Annotated in this window: 19 protein-coding genes; 6 read left to right on the top strand and 13 right to left on the bottom strand. The window is 63.7% G+C overall.

What is annotated here, in order from left to right; all coding sequences use genetic code 11:
- The first annotated feature begins 46 nt into the window (after positions 1 to 46).
- On the top strand, positions 47 to 508 hold the full coding sequence (gene queF / locus AC07FD_RS11115; protein ID WP_095086672.1) for a preQ(1) synthase: 462 nt from the start codon (positions 47 to 49) through the stop codon (positions 506 to 508).
- Positions 509 to 618: 110 nt separating this feature from the next.
- Here the strand turns inward: queF and AC07FD_RS11110 are convergent, their stop codons facing one another.
- From AC07FD_RS11110 to AC07FD_RS11085, 6 genes are all read right to left on the bottom strand, one after another.
- On the bottom strand, positions 619 to 1,227 hold the full coding sequence (locus AC07FD_RS11110; protein WP_478349883.1) for a hypothetical protein: 609 nt from the start codon (positions 1,225 to 1,227) through the stop codon (positions 619 to 621).
- A 5-nt stretch (positions 1,228 to 1,232) separates the two neighbouring features.
- Complete coding sequence (locus AC07FD_RS11105; RefSeq protein ID WP_478349882.1) at positions 1,233 to 1,712, bottom strand: DUF3828 domain-containing protein; 480 nt, start codon at positions 1,710 to 1,712, stop codon at positions 1,233 to 1,235.
- A 197-nt stretch (positions 1,713 to 1,909) separates the two neighbouring features.
- Positions 1,910 to 3,019 (bottom strand): mandelate racemase/muconate lactonizing enzyme family protein, encoded by a 1,110-nt coding sequence (locus AC07FD_RS11100; protein WP_478349881.1) that lies wholly within the window; start codon positions 3,017 to 3,019, stop codon positions 1,910 to 1,912.
- Between the two features lie 99 nt (positions 3,020 to 3,118).
- A complete protein-coding gene (locus AC07FD_RS11095) occupies positions 3,119 to 3,811 on the bottom strand; it encodes a corrinoid protein (protein ID WP_478349880.1) in 693 nt (230 codons plus the stop codon).
- A 96-nt stretch (positions 3,812 to 3,907) separates the two neighbouring features.
- Positions 3,908 to 5,557 carry an ABC transporter substrate-binding protein gene (locus AC07FD_RS11090; RefSeq protein ID WP_478349879.1) on the bottom strand — a complete coding sequence of 550 codons (1,650 nt, stop codon included), beginning with the start codon at positions 5,555 to 5,557 and terminating at the stop codon, positions 3,908 to 3,910.
- Positions 5,558 to 5,600: 43 nt separating this feature from the next.
- Positions 5,601 to 7,151, bottom strand: a complete 1,551-nt coding sequence (locus AC07FD_RS11085; protein WP_478349878.1) for a trimethylamine methyltransferase family protein — start codon at positions 7,149 to 7,151, stop codon at positions 5,601 to 5,603.
- Between the two features lie 91 nt (positions 7,152 to 7,242).
- Here AC07FD_RS11085 and AC07FD_RS11080 point away from each other — a divergent pair, with 91 nt between their 5' ends.
- Positions 7,243 to 8,145 carry a LysR substrate-binding domain-containing protein gene (locus AC07FD_RS11080; protein WP_478349877.1) on the top strand — a complete coding sequence of 301 codons (903 nt, stop codon included), beginning with the start codon at positions 7,243 to 7,245 and terminating at the stop codon, positions 8,143 to 8,145.
- 53 nt (positions 8,146 to 8,198) lie between these two features.
- Here AC07FD_RS11080 and AC07FD_RS11075 read toward each other — a convergent pair whose 3' ends face one another.
- Complete coding sequence (locus AC07FD_RS11075; protein ID WP_457152315.1) at positions 8,199 to 8,507, bottom strand: putative quinol monooxygenase; 309 nt, start codon at positions 8,505 to 8,507, stop codon at positions 8,199 to 8,201.
- Positions 8,508 to 8,616: 109 nt separating this feature from the next.
- Here AC07FD_RS11075 and AC07FD_RS11070 point away from each other — a divergent pair, with 109 nt between their 5' ends.
- Both AC07FD_RS11070 and mutL read left to right on the top strand, forming a co-directional pair.
- Positions 8,617 to 9,579 carry a GlxA family transcriptional regulator gene (locus AC07FD_RS11070; RefSeq protein ID WP_478349876.1) on the top strand — a complete coding sequence of 321 codons (963 nt, stop codon included), beginning with the start codon at positions 8,617 to 8,619 and terminating at the stop codon, positions 9,577 to 9,579.
- A 59-nt stretch (positions 9,580 to 9,638) separates the two neighbouring features.
- Positions 9,639 to 11,507, top strand: coding sequence for a DNA mismatch repair endonuclease MutL (mutL, locus tag AC07FD_RS11065; protein WP_478349875.1), 1,869 nt, complete (start codon positions 9,639 to 9,641; stop codon positions 11,505 to 11,507).
- A 74-nt stretch (positions 11,508 to 11,581) separates the two neighbouring features.
- On the opposite strand, the gene AC07FD_RS11060 is transcribed toward mutL, so the two are convergent.
- The gene (locus AC07FD_RS11060; RefSeq protein WP_478349874.1) at positions 11,582 to 12,475 is read right to left on the bottom strand and encodes a DMT family transporter; all 894 of its coding nucleotides are present in this window, start codon (positions 12,473 to 12,475) and stop codon (positions 11,582 to 11,584) included.
- Positions 12,476 to 12,567: 92 nt separating this feature from the next.
- On the opposite strand from AC07FD_RS11060, the gene AC07FD_RS11055 reads away from it, so the two are divergent.
- Entirely contained in the window at positions 12,568 to 13,494 is a 927-nt protein-coding gene (locus tag AC07FD_RS11055) for a LysR substrate-binding domain-containing protein (protein WP_478349873.1), read from the top strand.
- On the opposite strand, the gene AC07FD_RS11050 is transcribed toward AC07FD_RS11055, so the two are convergent.
- Complete coding sequence (locus AC07FD_RS11050; protein WP_478349872.1) at positions 13,491 to 14,084, bottom strand: hypothetical protein; 594 nt, start codon at positions 14,082 to 14,084, stop codon at positions 13,491 to 13,493. The two genes, AC07FD_RS11055 and AC07FD_RS11050, sit on opposite strands and share 4 nt — an antisense overlap.
- 125 nt (positions 14,085 to 14,209) lie before the next feature.
- Between AC07FD_RS11050 and AC07FD_RS11045 the strand changes: the two genes are divergently transcribed.
- The gene (locus tag AC07FD_RS11045) at positions 14,210 to 14,443 is read left to right on the top strand and encodes a DUF2093 domain-containing protein (RefSeq protein WP_184871008.1); all 234 of its coding nucleotides are present in this window, start codon (positions 14,210 to 14,212) and stop codon (positions 14,441 to 14,443) included.
- Between the two features lie 52 nt (positions 14,444 to 14,495).
- Here the strand turns inward: AC07FD_RS11045 and lpxK are convergent, their stop codons facing one another.
- Genes lpxK through AC07FD_RS11025 form a run of 4 tightly spaced genes read right to left on the bottom strand, consistent with a single transcriptional unit; the run spans position 14,496 to position 17,878 of the window.
- The gene (gene lpxK / locus AC07FD_RS11040) at positions 14,496 to 15,521 is read right to left on the bottom strand and encodes a tetraacyldisaccharide 4'-kinase (RefSeq protein ID WP_478349871.1); all 1,026 of its coding nucleotides are present in this window, start codon (positions 15,519 to 15,521) and stop codon (positions 14,496 to 14,498) included.
- 1 nt (position 15,522) lies between these two features.
- Positions 15,523 to 16,839 carry a lipid IV(A) 3-deoxy-D-manno-octulosonic acid transferase gene (waaA, locus tag AC07FD_RS11035; RefSeq protein ID WP_478349870.1) on the bottom strand — a complete coding sequence of 439 codons (1,317 nt, stop codon included), beginning with the start codon at positions 16,837 to 16,839 and terminating at the stop codon, positions 15,523 to 15,525.
- On the bottom strand, positions 16,836 to 17,627 hold the full coding sequence (locus AC07FD_RS11030; RefSeq protein WP_478349869.1) for a lysophospholipid acyltransferase family protein: 792 nt from the start codon (positions 17,625 to 17,627) through the stop codon (positions 16,836 to 16,838). Before AC07FD_RS11030 ends, waaA begins: the two co-directional genes overlap by 4 nt.
- 5 nt (positions 17,628 to 17,632) lie before the next feature.
- Positions 17,633 to 17,878, bottom strand: coding sequence for a DUF4170 domain-containing protein (locus AC07FD_RS11025; RefSeq protein WP_478349868.1), 246 nt, complete (start codon positions 17,876 to 17,878; stop codon positions 17,633 to 17,635).
- Between the last annotated feature and the right edge of the window lie 57 nt (positions 17,879 to 17,935).

Here is a 17,935-nt window from a genome sequence, read left to right as displayed (position 1 = left end):
TTTCGGTCCGGTGCTAATGAGCGGCAAATTCGAAGGAATGCTGCCCATGACCGTCACCAAGAACCTCACCCAGCTCGGCGCACACGTCGAGACGCCCCAGAGCCCCGATCAAGCGGTGCTGGAGACCGTGCCGTTTACGCGCGGCGATGGCCCGCCCGCAATCGTGCGCTTCACCTGCCCGGAATTCACCTCGCTGTGCCCGGTCACCGGCCAGCCGGACTTCGCCCATATCGTCATCGACTACGCCCCCGATGCGCTGCTGGTGGAATCGAAGTCGCTGAAACTGTTCATGACCTCATTTCGCAACCACGGCGCCTTCCATGAAGAATGCACCGTCATGATCGGCCGCCGCATCGTGGCGGCAACCAAGCCGCTGTGGCTGCGTATCGGCGGCTACTGGTTCCCGCGCGGAGGCATTCCGATCGACGTGTTCTGGCAGACCGGCGCGCCGCCGGAAGGCGCCTGGTTGCCCGATACCGGAGTGGCGCCCTATCGCGGGCGCGGCTGATGCATGTCACCCAAAATTGACGCCGGTTTTGAGGCAACGGCATATATAAGAACAAAGACTTAAAGCGCGTCGCCTGAATCCGTTTCAACAAGGCGCTTTTGGTCTCCCGCTCATTCGCACTGATATTGGCTGAGCGCCCATTCGCCGGTCACCGACAACAGGTCCGATATCTTCCAGTCGCCGTCGACCTTGCTGAACTTCCATTCCAGCCGGTGCGGGTTGCCGGCGACAACGAAGGCGACAATGACCTTGGCCTTGTCGCCATTGATCGCTTCAAGCGTCTTCAGGCTCTTGTCGATCTCGGCTTTGTCATAGTTCGCGTTGTCGAGCGCCATGTTGGGGTCGAGGCATTCGCCCTGTCCCGATTTGCGCAAGGCGTCGCTCTTGTCGAGAACGGTTTTCGCCGGATCGATGAAATGGCTGCGCTGCGCCGGATCGAGTTCGAGCCCGACCTGATCGTAAAATGGCCGCACCACCGCCGTCGGCGATCCCGGCTGGATGGGTGCGGCGGGCTCGCTGGGCGGCCATGCCACTGGTGGCGTTGCGGGTTCCACCGCACCGCCGGGCGCAATTGCAGCTGGCGCCCCGCTGTCGCCCGGGGCGCTGTCAGCCGGCGCGTTTGCCGGCGGCGCACCGAACAGCCCTTGCGCGGCGGCGCCGCTCGGACCCGCTGCCAGCAGGCACATGGCCGATAGTGCCAGGATCCGGCGACGGACCATCGCCTTCACTCCGGCGTCTGGCCGGCCACGCATTCCAGCGCGCTGAGCTTCCAGTCGCTGGTCTTGGAGGCAATGTCCGATATCTTCCACTTGCCGTCGATCTTCTTGAGCGACCAGACCATGTCACGTTTGGAGTCATCGCCTTCTGCAAAAAGGCTGAAGGACGCCGTAACCTCGGCGGTGTCACCATCCAACTTCTCGGACAGTTTCAGCGTTTTCGAGACAGTCTTCTGATCGAAGTCCTGCGCATCCAGGCCAGGATCGAAATCGATGCAGGCGACCTCGTCCGGGTTCTTTTTCGTTGCCTGGTCGTTCAGGTTGAACAGGTTCGTCACCGGCTCGGTAAACCGATCCCGGTATTGCTCGTCGGCCTCGAATTTGACCGCCGGCACATAGAAGAACTTCACCGCATCGGACGCTGGTCCGGCGAAGGCAGCCGCGGGCAAGGCTATCGAAAGGGCGGCAACGAGCACTGTCCGTCTCATGCAGGGTCTCCGGCTTTTGATGGCTTGAGGCTATCAATACCACACATCCTGCATATCGACTTTTTTGCGGCTCATGAAGTCCTGCGGCGCCTTGGTTCAGCCATCCAGCCAAACGTTCTGGAGGTTCGCAAAAGCACTTCCGCGGTTAACTGCCGACGATACTGGCAGTTACAATCGCCGCGAACATCACAGGATTCTCAGCCTCCGAAAGTCGCGACAGGCGCTTTGAGCCGGGAGCGCTCGGGCTTGACACCGAGCCCTGGCATCTGCGGGACGCATATATGTCCGTTTTCGATGACGACGGGGTTTACCGGGTCGGTATGCCCTTCGATGTATTCCTGCGCGATCCAGGCGCCCTCAAAACGGCTCGGCTCGACGGTAGCGGCGAGGTGCACGCATGCCGCGGCGATGACGTCCCCACCCCAGGCATCGTCGCAGCTGTGCGGAAGCGATCGTATCGCACACAGGTCGCGGACCGTGACCATCTTGGTGAGGCCGCCAAGGCGGGTGACCTTCAATCCGAATCCGTCCGCGATACCTGAAGAAACTGCCCGCAGGACGGCATTCAAATCCTCGGTATTCTCATCGAGGTAGACCGGATGGGTCACGCGCCCCTTGAGGCTCGCGACTTCCTCCATGGTGTTGCAAGGCTGTTCGAACACGAACGGGATTGCCTGGCAAAGCCGATCGATGTGCAGCGCGGCCGCGGCGGTGAGGCCGCGATTGGCGTCGACGGCTATCCGTGCCTTGAAGCCAACCGCTTCCCATACCTTGTGCACGGTGGCAACGTCTTGCTCGAGATCCCGTCCGCCTATCTTGATCTGAAGTCGTGGGTATCCGGCCTTGACCTTGTCGACGGCAATACGCGCCGTCTCGTCCGGTGCACCGACAATAGTCGAGTAGTAAGACGGCACACGATCGGTGAGCGCCCCGCCCAGAAGTGTTGAAACCGGAACGCCCAGCCGCAGGCCGGCGAGGTCGAGGAGGGCTATGTCCAAGGCCGCCTTGGCATAGTTGTGACCGTTCAACCGCTCGTCCATTCTTTTCGCGAGGCGGCGCATGGACGCAGTGCCCTCACCAACGAGTCCAGGCGCTATTTCGGCAATTGCCGCTCTCGCACCCAGAGCATGTTGGGGCTGATAAACAGGGCCGACCGGGCACGTCTCACCCCAGCCTGACAGTCCGTCCTCGGTGGTCACTTCAACGAGTGTGCTATCCAGATTCTGCACGGTATCGCTAGCCATCCGGTAGGCGCCGCCTTTGACAGGCAGAAGGACCTGATAGACTTTGATCGACTCGATGCGCATACGGACCTCAGCCCCCTTCGTGCCAAGCGGTTCTGGCCATCTTGCCATCCGGGTGCATGGCGGCGCTCTCGGTCACAAACATGGATCGAACTGCTGTGCTCAAGTCCGCACGTTGTGCTTGCGCTTCATGAAGTCCTTGGCGGTCTCGACCGCCACCGCGGCGTCGCGGCAATAGGCGTCGGCGCCGACAGCCTTGCCGAATTCCTCGTTCAGCGGTGCACCACCGACCAGCACGACATAATCGTCGCGGATGCCCTTTTCCTTCATCGTGTCGATGACGACCTTCATATAGGGCATGGTCGTGGTCAGCAGTGCCGACATGCCGATGATGTCGGGCTGGTGTTGCTCGATCGCATCGAGATACTTCTCGACCGCATTGTTGATGCCGAGGTCGATGACGTCGAAGCCGGCACCTTCCATCATCATGCCGACGAGGTTCTTGCCGATGTCGTGGATGTCGCCCTTGACTGTGCCGATGACCATCTTGCCCTGCTTCGGTGCGCCGGTGGCGGCAAGCAGCGGACGCAGGATGAACATGCCGGCCTTCATCGCATTGGCGGACAAGAGCACTTCGGGCACGAACAGGATGCCGTCGCGAAAATCCTCGCCGACGATGCGCATGCCTTCGACCAGCGCTTCCGTCAGCACCTTGTAAGGTACCCAGCCGCGCTCGAGCAGGATGTTGGTGCCTTCCTCGATCTCTTCCTTCAGCCCGTCATAGAGGTCGTCGTGCATCTGCTGCACCAACTCGTCGTCGGAAAGTTCGGAAAGGATGATCTCGTCGTCGGACATTTTGCCTGCGCCAATTGCTTGTCAGTGATTTACGGGCCGCCGGCACCTTTTGTCATAGGTGCCGGCGGCATTTGCTTGCAAGTCTCGGGAGTTAAATCAGGCGTCCAGCCAAACGTTCTGGAAGTCCATTTCGTAGGTCTGGTGCATTCCGTAGTTCTTCACCTTCTTGCTCATGTGGCAGTAGAGCTTCTGCCAGAACGGCTGGATGATGACGCCGGAATCCTGCAGGATCTGCTCGACGTCCTTCATCACCTCCTTGCGCTTGGCAGGATCGGCCAGCGAAAGCGCCTGCTTCAGCTTGGCGTCGAAATCCGGGTTGGCATAGGCCGTTTCGTTCCAGGCCTCGCCCGAGCGATAGCCGAGCGCCAGCACCTGGACGCCCAGCGGCCGCATGTACCAGATGGTCATCGAGTACGGATACTTCGTCCAGTCGTTCCAGAAGGTCGAGCCCGGCAGCACCGTACGCTTCACCTTGATGCCGGCATCGCGCAATTGGCCGGCGATCGCATCGCCAGTGTTCTTCTGCCATTCGTCCTCGACGGTGATCAGCTCGTGCTCGAAGTCGGCCTGCCCGGCATCCGCCATCAGCTTCTTGGCGGCGGCGGCATCGCGTGTCTTCTTGGGTAGCGGATAGTATTCGGGATGGATCGGGGCGACGTGGTGGTTCTCGCCAACCGTGCCAAGCCCGGCGTAGCCGAGCTGCATGACGGCATTGTTGTCGACGGCCATCTGGAGCGCATTGCGCACCCGCTGGTCGTCATAGGGCTTGTGGGTGATGTTGGTGCGGGCAACGAGCGTGGTCGCCGTCGCGACCTCCGATTTCACCAGATCCATCTTGTCGAGGGCATCGATGAAGTCGGCCGGCGTTTCGAAATCGAGGTCGATCTCGCCAGATTCGAAGGCATTCAGCGTGGCGTTGAAGTCGGTGCCGTAGTCGATGAACTCGACACCGTCGAGCGGCGTTTCACCACCCCACCATTTGCCGTTCTCGCGACGCTTGACGACCGCCTTCGAACCCACTGCATAAGACACCAACTCGAAAGGTCCGGTACCGATCGGCTTCTTGATCGGGTCGGCGCCATCCTTATCGAAGTCGCGATGCACGACCAGCGCCGGATAGTCGGTGAAGCCCGGTATGATCGCGATGTCGGGTTCGGTCAGCTTCAGCTTGACCGTGAGGTCATCGACCTTGGTGATAGCGCCATCCCGGGCCTTGCCGGTCTTTGTGTCGATCAGCGCGCCGACGCGTGCCGCCATGGAATTGCCGGAAGCACCCTTCTCGCACCAGCGGTTCAGATTGGAGACCACGTCATCAGCGTTGAAGGCGTCGCCGTTGTTCCAGGTAATGCCTTTGCGCAGATGCAGGGTGTATTCGGTGGCGTCGTCATTGACGTCCCAGCTTTCGAGCAGGACCGGCTCGAAAGTGAACTGGTGCGTATAGCGGACGAGCGGCTCCAACCAACAACGGGTGACGTTTGCCATCTCGGTCCAGTCATAGGTGCGCGGATCCTTCTGCGCCTTGACCGACATCGCGACATGCAGCGTTCCACCCTTTTTCGGTTCATCGGCCAAGGCCTTTGTCGGCGCGGCAAGGCCGATCATGCCATAGGCGAAAGCCGTCGACGCGCCGAAGGCGCTGGCCAGCGCCAGGAATTCGCGCCGGTCCATGCGGCCTGCACGCGTCTCTTTCGCCATTGTCTCGATAGCGCCCGGCACGCGGTCGCCATTGCTTCTGAAGAGCGTCATGTTTTCCTCCCTTGGTTGTTCCGTCAGGTCTTCGCCTGTCACATCAACTAACGCTGTCCGGCAGTTTTTCCTCACGCCGCGCGATTAAATCCTTGAGACCCTCGGCGATGCCCTCGTCGAGCTTCGGCTCCTCATAGTCGGCCAGCATGTTGCGCGCCTTCTCGCGGCCGCGCGTGTCGTGGTCCTTCGCGCCTTCGGCCTTCCACTGTTCGTACGAATTGAAGTCCATGATGGTGGGCATGAAGAAAGCGGACTCGAAATGTTCGAGCGTGTGCTGGGTGCCGAGGAAATGGCCCTGCGGCCCCACCTCGCGGATCGCCGCCATCGCTTCCTTGAAATCGTCGAACGGAAGGCCACCTGCATATTTGTACCAGCCGATAAGCTGCTCGCAGTCGGTGGCGAATTTCGAATAGCCGCAGGTGAGCCCAGCCTCCAGCCATCCGGCCGAGTGCCAGATGTAGTTGGCGCCGGCGAGGATGGCGGCGTGCATCAGCATGTTCGCCTCGTAGCCGGCCTGGGCGTCATTGAGCTTCGAGCCGACATGGAAGCCGGACGTGCGCCAAGGCAGCCGGTATTTCCGCGCCAGCGCGCCCATCAGGTACATCATCTGGGCGGCCTCCGGCGTGCCGCCCATCGGCGCCCCGGTCTTCATGTCGACCGTCACCATGAACTGGCCGTAGATCTGCGGCGACCCCGGACGCAGGAGCTGCGTGAAGGCGACGCCAGCGAGTGCTTCTGCGTTGACTTGCGCCACCGCGCCGACGGCAGAGGCCGAGGTCGAGGCGCCGCACAGCGCGAAGGGCGCCAGGATCAACGGCTGGTTGTTGCGCGCATAGACCTTCATGGCGTCCAGCATGGTGGCGTCCCACACGAGCGGCGAGTTGCAATTGGTGATCGACACCAGCACAGGGTTGTCGCGGACGAACTCTTCGCCGAACACGATGCCGGCCATCGCCATCGTGTCTTCGGCGCGTTCCTTCGAGGTGACGATGCCCATGAACGGCTTGTCGGAGTGCTTCAGCGCCGAATGGATGATGTGGAGGTGACGCTTGGGCACTGCAATTTCCATCGGCTCGCAGATGACCGAGCTCGACGAGTGCAGCGCCGGCGCCATGTAGGCGAGCTTGTGAAAATTGTTGAGGTCGGCGAGCGAACCGTAGCGCCTGTTGTTGTCCAGGTCGCGCACATAGGGCGCGCCATACATCGGCACGAAGATGGAATTCCTGCCGCCGACGCGGACGGTACGCTCGGGGTTGCGGGCATTGAGGGTGAATTCCGGCGGGACCTTCGAGACCAACTCCATCAAGAGCGCACGATCGATGCGGACGCGCGTCTCGGATACATCGGCCCCGGCGGCCTTCCACAGGGCGATCGCCTCATCGTCGCGGAATTCGCAGCCGACCTCTTCGAGGATCAAGAGCGATTCCTGGTGGATCAACTCCACCGCCTCGTCAGGCACCATCTGATAGGCGGGGATCTGGCGCACCAGCGTAGGAAACGAGGCTACGGGAGCGCCACGTATCGCCTTGCGCCCCAGGCGACCGCCGCTTCTGCGGTTGGCGTGTTCGGTCACTGCAACGGCCGGTTCATTCATGGCACCCATCCCTCCAACAGCCCGTCAACTTAGCGAGACGGAATATAGCTGTGACGCTGGAAAATCCTGATCTCTTGTATAAACTCTCCTTATGCGAAGCCTGCGCCACCTGCTGCCCTCCGCCGGCAGCCTGATTGTCTTCGAGGCGGCCGGCCGGCTGTCGAGCTTCACCGCCGCCGGGCGCGAGCTCGGCATGACGCAGGCGGCCGTATCCTACGCCGTGCGCGGGCTGGAGGAACAGCTCGGCGCCAAGCTCTTCCAGCGCCGCCACCGCCAGGTTCTCTTGACGGAGGCCGGCGAGCGCTTCCACGCCGACGTCTCGCTCGGGCTGTCGCATATCCGCAAGTCGGCGGAGGATCTGCGCCTGCAGGCGACCGGCGGCCATGTGACGCTGGCCGCCTCGACCGCCTTTGGCTCGTTCTGGATGATGCCGCGCCTACAGCAATTCCGCGACGAACTGCCGGGCGTTGATCTGCGTATCCAGACCGCCGACCGCGACCTCGACATCATCGCCGAGGGCATCCCGCTCGGCGTGCGCGGCGGCGTGCCGCGCGACTGGCCGGACTATCATTCGCTGTTGCTTGCAGACGAGGAGATCTTCCCGGTCGCCGGCCCCAGCTATCTGGCGAAGTTTGGGCTGCCAGAGACTGTCGCCGAACTTGCCATGCATCGGCTCATCCATCTCGAGGAGCCCTACCGCGAGGCCCCGAACTGGGACGAATGGTTCGCGGCAGCCGGAACCAGCCTCCGTAATGCCGAGCGCGGGTTGCGCATCAATGATTATGCCTTGGTGATTCAAGCGGTCATGGAGGGACAAGGCATCTCGCTCGGCTGGCGGCATCTCGTCGAGCGCCTCGTGGCATCAGGCCTGTTGGTGCCGGTGACGGATCATGTGCTGAGGACCGGCATCGGATTCTACGTCATCTGGCCAAAGAACCGCGAGCTCAGCGACAATGCACGCAAGGTACGCGACTGGCTGGCGGCTCAGGCATAGGCACGCCACCGCAATCCGGCGCGTGACCGGATTGCGTTTCGTATGCCGAAGGATCAGACTGAGCCGTCGTTCTTGAGGCCGAGCACGTCGATCTTGTCGATGGTCGGCGGGCCAACGAACAGCGTTTCGGCATTGGCCATCAGCGCCTTGGCGATCTCGCCGGTGAGATGTGCCTGCCGCCCTGCTTCGTCGTGAAAGGCATCGAACACGCCGAAGACACTTGGCGAAAGCTGCAGGGCGAACCAGATAGGGGTCCTGGCTTCCTGATTGGCCAGTTGCAGCCCGGTGTTGAGGAACGCGGCGACGTCCTTCTCCTTGCCAGGCTTGGCTTCGAAGCGTGCGAACAATGCAAGTTTGATCATTTGTCTTCTCCTCGTCGATGTGCGGCCAACACGGCCGTCGAAACAACAGTCGCAGCATCGAACCAGAATGTGTATTGGCAAGAATGACATCTTTGATATCATTATTGCCATGAACATTTCCGTCCTTGCGCTTGATGGGGTCTTCGACACCGGGCTGGCCTCCGTTCTCGACGTGTTCGGCACCGCCAATGAGCTGGCAGGGATGCTGGCATCCCCGCCCGGCTGTTTTGCCGTGACCATTGTCGGGGTGAGCGACACGGTCCACACCGCGCAAGGCCTTCAGGTGCCGGTCGTCTCGATGGGCAGCGAGCCGGAGCCCGACTGGCTGGTGATCCCCGCGATCGGCCAGAAGATGCCCGGCCCGCTTGGCGAGGCGCTGAAGCGAAGCGACATTGCCAAGGCGACCAAGGCATTGCGGGCTGCCGCCGATGCCGGCGCGCGCATCGGGGCGGCCTGTATCGGTACTTTCATCCTGGCGGAAACCGGCCTGCTCGACCGTCGGCCGTCAACCACGACCTGGTGGCTGGCACCGATGTTCCGGCAACGCTACCCGCAAGTGCGGCTCGATGCCTCGCGCATGCTGATCAATGACGGGCAGTTCGCAACCGCCGGAGCAGCACTCGGCCACATCGACCTCGCTCTGATGGTCATCCGCCAGACAAGCCCGGAACTTGCGGCGCTGACCGCCAAATATCTGATCGTCGACAGCCGGCCGTTGCAGTCGGCCTATGCCATCTCGGATCATCTCGCCCATTCGAACCCGCTGGTCGAGCGTTTCGAGCGATGGGCGCGCGGCCATCTCGCCGCCGGCTTCAACCTAGACGAAGCTGCCGCGGCACTGGGAGCCAGCAAGCGCACGCTGTCGCGGAGGGTCAACGATGTGCTTGGCAAGACACCGCTATCCTATTTTCAGGATCTGCGGGTCGAGCAGGCTGTCCATTTGTTGAAGACCACATCCGACAGTGTCGATGAGATCGCCGCGAAGGTCGGCTATGACGACGGGGTGACGCTGCGCAATCTGTTGCGCCGGCGGCTACACAAGGGCGTGCGTGAAATCCGCACCGCAACTTGATCCACCGACCTCGCGATATTGCCTCTCCCGCGCCCCCCGAATCCGCCTATACTATCTCCATGCCCATTCGCCAGCTTTCCGAAACGATGATCAACCAGATCGCCGCCGGCGAAGTCATCGAGCGTCCGGCAAGCGTGGTCAAGGAACTGGTCGAGAATGCGCTCGATGCTGGTGCTGCCCGTGTCGAGATCGTCACCGCCGGCGGCGGGCTGAACCTGATCCGCGTCACCGATGACGGCTCCGGCATCCCCGAACCGGAACTGGCGATGGCGATCGCACGCCACTGCACCTCCAAGCTCACCGAGGATATCAACGACATCCGTTCGCTGGGCTTTCGCGGCGAGGCGCTGCCGTCGATCGGCTCGGTGTCGCGGCTGTCGATCCGTTCGCGGACAGCAACAAGCGACAGCGCCGCCGAGATCGGCATCGAGGGCGGCCGCGTCTTGCCCGTCAGGCCGGCGGCAGCCAACCGCGGCACCACGGTCGAAGTGCGCGACCTGTTCTTCGCCACGCCCGCCCGACTGAAATTCATGAAGGGCGAGCGCGCGGAGAGCTCGGCTACCAGCGACGTGGTCAAGCGCATCGCCATCGCCTTCCCCGCCGTGCGCTTCACATTGGCGGGTTCGGATCGCTCGACCCTGGAATTGCCGGCGACCGACGACAGTCCGGAAGGCAGCCTGCGCCGCGTCGCCCAGGTGATGGGCGCCGAGTTTCCGGACAATTCCATTGCCATCGACGCGATGCGCGAAGGCGTGCGTCTGACCGGTCACGTGTCGATCCCGTCCTTCACCCGCGCCAACGCGCTGCAGCAATATGCCTATGTCAATGGCAGGCCGGTGCGCGACAAGCTGATTGCCGGCGCCATACGCGGCGCCTTCGCGGATGTCTTGCCGCGCGACCGCCACGCGGTGACGGTGCTGTTCCTGACGCTCGATCCGGCCATCGTCGATGTCAACGTTCATCCCGCCAAGGCCGACGTCCGCTTCCGTGATCCCGGACTGGTGCGTGGGCTGATCGTCGGCGCCATTCGGCAAGCGCTCGCCGATGCCGGCATCCGCGCCGCCACCACGGGGGCGGCCGGCATGATGGCGGCGTTCCGGCCCGGTGCGGCATCCTACGGCCATGGCGGGCCCGCAAACGGCCATCGCAGCTACGAGGCTTCATACCATGCCTCCAGCCCAGCCGGCTTCGATCCGGCGCACTCGCCGCAGCGGCCGCTCGACATGGGCTTTGAGGGCTTCGATCAGCGCGGCTTGCGCGAAAACGAGCAGGCAGGGTTCGATGCCGGCCCGCTCGCGAGCGCCGATGCGCGCGCCGGGCAGAACGAAGCGGCCGAGACGCTGCTTGGCGCCGTGCTGGGTGCGGCGCGCGCGCAGGTGCACGAGAACTACATCGTCGCGCAGACCAGGGATTCGCTGATCATCGTCGACCAGCATGCGGCACATGAGCGGCTGGTCTATGAGGCCCTGAAGAACGCGCTGCATTCGCGCGCGGTGCCGTCACAGATGCTGCTGCTGCCGGAAATCGTCGACCTGCCGGAAGAAGACGCCGAACGGCTGGCGATGCATTCCGAGACGCTGGCCCGTTTCGGGCTCGGCATCGAACGGTTCGGCCCGGGTGCGGTCGCCGTGCGCGAGACGCCGTCGATGCTGGGCGAGACCAATGTCCAGCAATTGGTGCGCGACCTTGCCGACGAGATCGCCGACAACGACACGGTCGATACGCTGAAGGAGCGGCTGGACAAGATCGCGGCAACCATGGCCTGCCACGGCTCGGTACGCTCGGGCCGCCTGCTCAAGGCCGAGGAGATGAATGCGCTGCTGCGGCAGATGGAGGCAACGCCGGGCTCAGGTACCTGCAACCACGGCCGCCCGACCTATATCGAGCTCAAGCTTGCCGATATCGAGAGGCTGTTCGGGAGGCGGTAAGTGGATTGGCGGTACGAAAAGGGCCACTTTTCAGCGGCCCTTTTCGTTTCAAGTAATCCTTATAACTGTCTGATTCATCTCTTCAAATTCACCACGATAACACCGCCCAGCGCCAATGCGCCGCCGAGCATGCCGAGCAGCGTCGGCACTTCGCCCAGCCAGAAGAAGCCGATCAGGGCGGACATGGGCGAAACCAGATAGAGGAAGTTCGAAGCACGTGCAGCCGGCAGGCGCGACAGCGCGGTCGCCCAGGCGGCATAGGCGATCAGGCTGGGCACGATGCCGAGAAAGAGCACGGCTCCGAGGCCGGCTGTGTTCGCAACCGCTGCCTGCGCCAGGCCGCTCGGCAGGAAGGGCGCCAGGCAGAGCGCGCCGAGCACCATGTTCGAAGCCGAAATGGTCAGTGGGTGGTGGCGGGCGAAGAGCGGCTTCTGGACGATGGTGTTGACGGCCGAGCACAGCGCCGAACCCAGCACCAGCAGCGCCCCGGCGTTGAAATGCAGGCCATCCCCGTCGCCGATGGCGATAATGCCGATGCCGGCGAAGGAAATGGCGGTGCCAACCCATGCCATGCCTGAAAAGCGTTCGCCAAGCAGCGCCATCGCCATGATGGCGGTGAAGATCGGGCTGACATTGATAATGAAGCCGGCAGCGCCGGCCGAGACGGTCAGTTCGCCGAAATTGAGCATCGCCGTGTACAGCGCCACGAAGATGGCGCCGCCAAAGGCCAGGCGCCACAACTCGTCCAGCCTGGGCAGCGCCGGACGCTTGACGGCGAGGAAGATCGCCGCCGGCACCGCGGCGATGGCAAAGCGCAGCGCGCCGAGTTCCAGCGGCCCGAAGGCGGCAAGACCAGCGCGGATGGCCGGAAAAGCAGAGGCCCAGCCGACCACTGTCAGCGCCACTGCGATGGCTGCCGTGGTGTCCATCCGTTGTGTCGGATTCAACGTGCTGGTCATTGCGCTCATCTCACTGTCCTCGCGATTCTCATGCCCTGAGATGCAGAAAACGCCTTTTCGGGCCAGTTGACAAACGACCAAATCGAGGATCAGCTGTGACTATGGATCACAGCTCAGACACAATGGTGCCGCTAGAAACGCTGCGCGCCTTCGACGCGGCGGCGCGGACGGGCAGCTTTTCGGCGGCCGCTGAAAAGCTCAACATCACCCACGGTGCGGTCAGCCGGCAGATCGCCAAGCTCGAGGATTGGCTTGGGCTGAAAGTGTTCGATCGCGGGGCGCGCGGTGTCTCGCTGACGATCGAAGGCAACCGCCTGCATCTGCGCACGGCGGAAGCTTTCGCGCTGATATCGACCCATTCCGACCGCTGGGTCGAGCCGCGCGGCACCGCGGTGGTGCGGCTGACCTCGATCCCCTCGGTCAGCGGGCTGTGGCTGATGCCGCGCATGGCGGAGCTGGAGAACAATCCCTCCAAGCTGCGCATCGTGCTCGACGTCGATATCCGCCAGGCCGACCTTGCCGACGAGGGCATCGACCTGTCGATCCGCTGTGGACGCGGCGGCATTCCGGGCCGCGTCTCGGTGCAGCTTTTCGAGGAACATGTTTTTCCCGTCGCGTCGCCCGAGCTTGCCCGCGAGATCGGCCGCGGCGACCCGGCCCGGCTGCTCAAATTTCCACTGATCAATGATTCCGACGCTTCGGCCTGGCGGGCCTGGTTTGCCGCGCAAGGCATGGACTATCGTCCGCGCCCGCAGGATCGGCGCTTCGAGGACTACAATCTGGTGCTCGACGCCGCCGCCTATGGGCTCGGCATCGCGCTGGCGCGCCCACCCCTGACCGGGCATCAGCTGAAATCGGGCCGCATCACCGTCGTCGACGAGCGCACCGCCCTCAATCCGGTATCCTACTGGCTCGACCGGCCGATGGGACGGCCACGTGCGGCAGCGGCAGAACTGGCGCGCCGTATTGCGGTGCAGGCCGGGCTTGCATCGGAAAAGGTGGAAGCCTTTATCGAGGCTGAGGTTTAGCGCAGCACCACCAGAACGAACCCGACGACCGCGGCGGCCAGCAGCCCGGCAGTCAGCGACATCAGCCCGACGCTCGTCCGCCTGTTTTCAGACCTGACGGCTTCGCTCGGCCCAGCGGTTGCACGTCCTCGCCTGGCCGCGGCATCGTTGTCATGCGCTCGGCGCAACGGCTCGGATGCGAGAAGCGGGAACCACGGCAAGGTCGCCGGCCTAACCGGGGCACCCTCATCGCCCTTTGCCAAAGGCAGGGCCAAGCCACGCTGCACAGGGTCGCCGTCAGCTGGTCTCCTCGGCGCAGTGGACACCGATGCGGCGTCGCCGGCTGTTTCGCCGTCCGGTTGCGCGAGCGCCAGATAGGCCTGGATTATTTCGGTCGAGGCCGTCTGCTGCGCTCTTGCGGCTGTCGCCTGCAACAGCATCGGCAACGCCGGTGTCGCCACGGGTCGCACGGGTGCGCCGGAAGGCGCCGGCGGCGCCACCAGCGCCTTCACCAGTGCCGTTTTGACCGGATCGGCCTTTGCCGACGGCACGGCCTGCGGTGTCATCGCTTCCCTGAGCAAGGCGGCAAGACGAGCGGAGGAAATGTCCATGGTGCCCCGTCAACAACATTTTTCTGCCCAAGAATAAGGGGGCAGCATTGTCTCAGGCTTGTCACATGCTTGACCTTGCCGCCAATTTGTGGCGATGAAATCCTCATGAACCTCGGCGCCGCTGCATGATGAACCGTTTCGAAGGCCCTGGCGGCAAGGAAGCCCGTATCCGCTATCTCGATGGCGACTTCCAGGTTACCAGCCCGGGCGCTTTCGTGCGCTGCGCGGTGACCGGCGAAAGCATCCCGCTCGATGAGTTGAAATACTGGAGCGTCGCCAGGCAAGAGCCCTACGTCAACGCCGCCGCTTCGCTGCGCCGCGAAATCGAGGTGCACCCGGAGATGCGCAGCCGGCGTTGATGTTTGCGCAAGTCGTCGTCGCCCAGCCGGCAACGCACTTCTGGACGACAGGTCAGCCCTTCAGCTTGCGTTGGCGCCAGGCGTCGAGCGTCTCGTCGATGATGCGTTCGGGCACGCGATCGAGCTCGAAAACCGTTTTGATTTCCAGGACCTCGAGGCGGTCGAGAAAGTCCTGTGGGGCGCGGTGGCGCAGCCGGGCGGCGTCCTTGGCCGTGGTGATGAGGCCGAGCCCTTCTGCCCGCGCCACCGCCGCCAGTTCGGCGAGTTCGTCCTCGCCATAGAAATGATGGTCCGGAAACGGTCGCTTCAACGCCAGTTCGCCGCCGGCCTCGCGCACCGTGTCGAAGAATTTTTCGGGATGGCCGATGCCGGCGAAAGCGAGGAACCGCTTGCCGGCAAGCCCCTGCTTGCTGCTCGGTTCGGTGTGGGCCTCGAAGATCGGCCGGGCGGCGCGTGCCGCCTGGCGGACCACGGCATCGGCAGCGGTGCCCTCGCCCATCTTCAACAGCCCGCTGGTGAAGACCAACTGGTCGACGATCCTGGCCCGGAGCGGACCACCCGGAATGACGCGGCCATTGCCGATGCCATAGCGCGCGTCGACGACCACCAGCGCATAATCGATATGGATGCGCGCGCTCTGGAAACCATCGTCCATGATCAGGAAATCGCAGCCGTGTCTTTCCAGCAGCAGCCGGGCGCCGGCGGCACGGTTCGGCGTCACCGCCACTGGGGCGTGTTCGGCCAGGAGCAGCGGCTCGTCGCCGACATGCCTGGCGCTGTCGTGGTGGGCATCGACGACATGCGGCTCGGCGAACGAACCGCCATGGCCCCGCGACAGGAAACCGGGTTTGAGTTGCATGCGCCTGGCCTGTTCGGCCAAGGCGATCGCCACCGGCGTCTTGCCGGTGCCGCCAACGGTGAAGTTGCCGATGCACAGAACCGGCGCCTCGATCTTCTCGCGCCGAGCGCGCCGCATGCCGCGGCCGGCGGCGAGCGCATAGATGGCCGACAGCGGCGACAGTGCCAGGACCCGCCAGTCCGGCTTTTCCCACCAGAATGGTGGTGCTTCGGAAGCCACCTTAGCGCCCGTTAGCGCCCTTCAGGCGCGACTTGATGACCAGCGGCTGGATATAGGGTTCAAGCGATTTCAGCGTGCGCGCCAGCGCGCCGCGCATCTCGTCGACGGTCGCCACGCCCGCCGCCATCATCTCGTGACGCGCCACTTCGTTGGTCAGCAGGAAATTGACGGCGCCGGCCAGCATGTCGCGATCGCGCACCAGCTTGGCGCCACCGCTGTCGAGCAGGCGCTGGTAGGCCTCGCGAAAATTCTGCACATTGCGGCCGGCGAGTACCGCCGTGTCGAGCATGGCCGGCTCGAGCGGGTTCTGGCCGCCCTCCGAGGTCAGCGAGCGGCCGACAAAGGCGATTTCGGTCAGCCTGAGATAGAGCCCCATCTCGCCGATCGTGTCGCCAAGCAGAATGTCGGTGTCGGCGGCGATCCGGTCGCCCGTGCTGCGCCGCGCGACCGACAGGCCCATGCCCGAAATCTGTGCCGCAAGCGCCTCGGCGCGATCGGGATGGCGCGGAACGACAATGGTCAAAAGACCATGATGGCGTTTGTGCAGCGTCGCATGGACCTCGGCGGCGACCACCTCTTCGCCATCATGGGTCGAGATCGCCGCCCAGGTCGGGCGGGCGCCGATCTGACGCCGCAGCGTCGCCAGCACCCGTTCGTCGACAGGCGGTGGCAAGGTATCGACCTTGAGGTTGCCCGACACTGTCACGGGGCGGGCGCCGAGCGCAAGGAAGCGCTCGCCATCGACATCGGACTGGGCAACGACATGGGCGAGATTCTCGAACAGCGCCTCGGCGATGTTGGCCCGTTTCTTCCACGAGGTGAACGAACGGTCGGACAGCCTGCCGTTGACCAGCACCTGCGGCACGCGGCGCGCGCCAAGCTCAAGAATGGTCATCGGCCAGATCTCGGATTCAGCGATGATCGCCAGATCCGGCTGCCAGTGATCGAGAAACCGGCTGACCGCCGGCTTGAGGTCGAGCGGCACATATTGGTGGATGATGCGATCGCCGAGCCGCTCGTCGACGACCTGCGCCGAGGTCACCGTGCCAGTCGTCAGCACAATGTTGACGCCGTAATCGAGAATGCTTTCGACCAGTGGCACGACGGCCAGGGTCTCACCGACGCTCGCCGCATGGATCCAGATCATCGGCCCCTCGGGGCGTGGTCGGCCGGCGACGCCGTAGCGCTCGCGGCGGCGGCTGCGGTCTTCCTTGCCGCGCGAGGTGCGCCAGGCGACATAGGGCCCGACCAGCGGATAGGCGGCGGCACCGGCGAAACGGTATGCCGTCAACATGGTTCGCGCCCAGCGACCGCTCATCGCGGACCATCCACGAGACGGTAGGCCTCGGCAGTCGCGGCGTTGAGCGCGACCGTGATTTCCTGGCGCTTGCGTTCCATTTCGGCTTCGTCGGCGTCGGTCGGCACGAAGATCGGGGCGCCGATGACGATCGACGAGCGGCCGAACGGCAGGTTGATGGTGGTCTTGTCCCAGCTCTTCTCCAGCACCTTGCGGCGGCTGGTGGTGATGGCAACGGGCAGCAGCGGCCGGCCGGAGAGGCGTGCCAGGAGAACGATACCAAGCCCCGCGTCACGCGGCGTGCCGTGGGGAATGTCGGCGATCATGGCGACGTTCTTGCCGGCGGCGAGCGACTTTTTCAGGGCGATGAGCGCCTTTGCCCCGCCCTTGTCGAGATGCCTGGCATTTTCACGCCCGCCCGAACCGCGCACCGCCTCGATGCCGAACTTCCCCAGCATCAGCGCGTTGAGCTCGGCATCGGCGCTGCGCGAGACCATGGCGACCAGCGGCTTGCGCACGGGATAGTAGGCTGGCGTCAACAGGTGCTGGCCGTGCCACAGGGCGATGATGCCGGGCTCGAACTCGGCATAGGTGCTGCTCGAAAACCGCGCCGACCCCTCGACAACGCGATTGGTCAGGCGCACCAGCCGAACAAACTGGGCGAACAGGCTGGCGATGGCGTTCTTGACGAATCGCGACTGCGCCAGCGGTTCGCGAATCCTGCGCCAGAAGGCCTTGGTCGTGCGGCTGCGCCCCCTGCCCGCGGGCGCGGCCTCCGTGGCTGGCTCTTTCGCCAGGTCATGCTCCATCGAGGTCAACCGACAGCCTTGTTGTCGGGGTCCAGCAGCCGGTGCAGATGAACGACGAAATAACGCATGTGGGCATTGTCCACGCTGGCTTGCGCCTTGGCTTTCCACGCCGTATGCGCGGATTGATAGTCCGGATAGATGCCGACGATATCGAGGCCATCGAGATCGCGGAACTCGCAGCCGCCAAGCTTCGTCAGCTCGCCACCGAACACCAGGTGCAAAAGCTGCTTTTTTCCGTCTTCCGCGGCCATGTCGGTCCTTCACATATCGTGAGTTTGTGACAGGTCTAGACCAAAGCCGTCGACTTT

It is taken from the genome of Mesorhizobium waitakense, assembly GCF_056431085.1.
Note: the sequence above shows the minus strand (reverse complement) of the source record. Positions and strands in the feature narration are given on the sequence as shown.